Source organism: Azospirillum sp. B4 (genome assembly GCF_000333275.1).
GTDB lineage: Bacteria > Pseudomonadota > Alphaproteobacteria > Azospirillales > Azospirillaceae > Nitrospirillum.
Genome location: NZ_BACU01000171.1, coordinates 1 through 1,565, shown reverse-complemented (window position 1 = coordinate 1,565; position 1,565 = coordinate 1). Strand labels below are relative to the sequence as shown.

The window sequence follows — 1,565 nt, the reverse complement described above, 5'->3', positions numbered from 1 at the left end:
GAATTCCCCCGCTTCGACCTTGATGTGGCCTTCCTGCGCGTCTATGACGAGCACGGTGCGCCACTGAACACCCAGGCCACCTACTTCGCCTACGCCCCGCACGACGCTGGGGAGGGTGATCTGGTCTTCGCCTCCGGCAACCCCGGCACGACCGAACGGCTGGATACGGTGGCGGAGCTGGAATACGACCGCGACGTCGTCCTGCCCGACAGCCTGGTCTACCTGGCGGAACTGCGCGGCTTGCTGCTGCAGTTCTCGGCGGAGGGGGCGGAGCATGCGCGCGTCGCCTTCGCCAAGCTGTTCGCCGTGGAAAACGCCTACAAGGCGCGCCTGGGCCAGTTCCGCGCCCTGGTCAACCCGGCGCTGATCGAAGGCCGGCGCCGGGCGGAGAACGAACTGCGGGCCAAGGTGGCGGCTGACCCGCAGTTCCAGCAGCGCGTCGGCGACCCCTGGGCCGCCATCGCCCAGGCGGTGAGCCATTACCGCGCCGTGGCCGACCGCATGGAGGTGGTGGAGGAGGGTCGGGGCCCCCAGTCGGATCTGTTCGCCTACGCCCGCCTGCTGGTGCGCGCGGCGGAACAGCGGCAGCTGCCCGACATCCGTCGATTCCAGGAATTCACCGAGGCGGGATTCCCCTTCACCCGCCAGCGCCTGCTGGCCAACACCCCCATCTCGACCGATCTGGAAAAGGTGCTGCTGCGCGCCTGGCTGGTGCAGTTGCGCCGGGTGCTGGGGCCGGACGATCCGCTGGTGCGCGACGTGCTGGGCGCGCAGACGGCGGACAAGATGGCGGCCGCCTTGGTGGACGGCACCCGCCTGGCCGACCCCGCCGAGCGCAAGCGCCTGCTGATGGGCGGCATCGAGGCCATCAAGAATTCCCACGATCCGCTGATCCGCTTCGCGCAGGAGGTGGACAAGCAGGCGCTGGCCATCCGGCGGGATGTGGAATTCAATGTCGAGGCGGTGGAGCGGCGCAACGCCGGCGCCATCGCCCAGGCCATCTTCGCCGCCAAGGGCACGGCGGCCTACCCCGACGCCACCTTCTCCCCCCGGCTGTCCTACGGCACGGTCAAGGGCTATGAGGAAAACGGCCGCCCCGTGCGCTACTACACGACCCTGGGGGAAGCCTATGGCCGCGCCACCGGGGCGGAGCCCCTGGCGTTGCCCCGGTCGTGGATCCGGGCGCGTAGCGACGTGGATTTCAACCGCAAGCTGAACATGGTCAGCACCAACGACATCGTGCGCGGCAGCTCCGGCTCGCCGGTGGTGAACACCGACGGCCAGATCGTGGGCATGATCTTCGACGGCAACAGCCAGTCGCTGGGCGGCGATTTCGGCTTCGACGACACCGTCAACCGCGCCGTCTGGGTGTCCGTGGGCGCGGTGAAAGAGGCGCTGACCAAGATCTACGGCACCACCCGGCTGAACCGGGAACTGGGCATATAAAGCGGCCCAAGCCCTTCAAGCAGGCATCTGGCCCCCTTAAGAGTGCGCGAACGTGGGTCCGCGCAGCCAGACGTCTGCATTTTTGACGCTTGCCGCATTCCAGATCTGCGCCATCCTCA

1 protein-coding gene is annotated in these 1,565 nt (G+C 68.3%); it reads left to right on the top strand.

All coding sequences use genetic code 11. The features are described from left to right. A partial coding sequence (locus I55_RS07725; protein ID WP_044559941.1) for a S46 family peptidase occupies positions 1–1,446 on the top strand: 1,446 nt, incomplete at its 5' end. Positions 1,447–1,565: the final 119 nt, after the last annotated feature.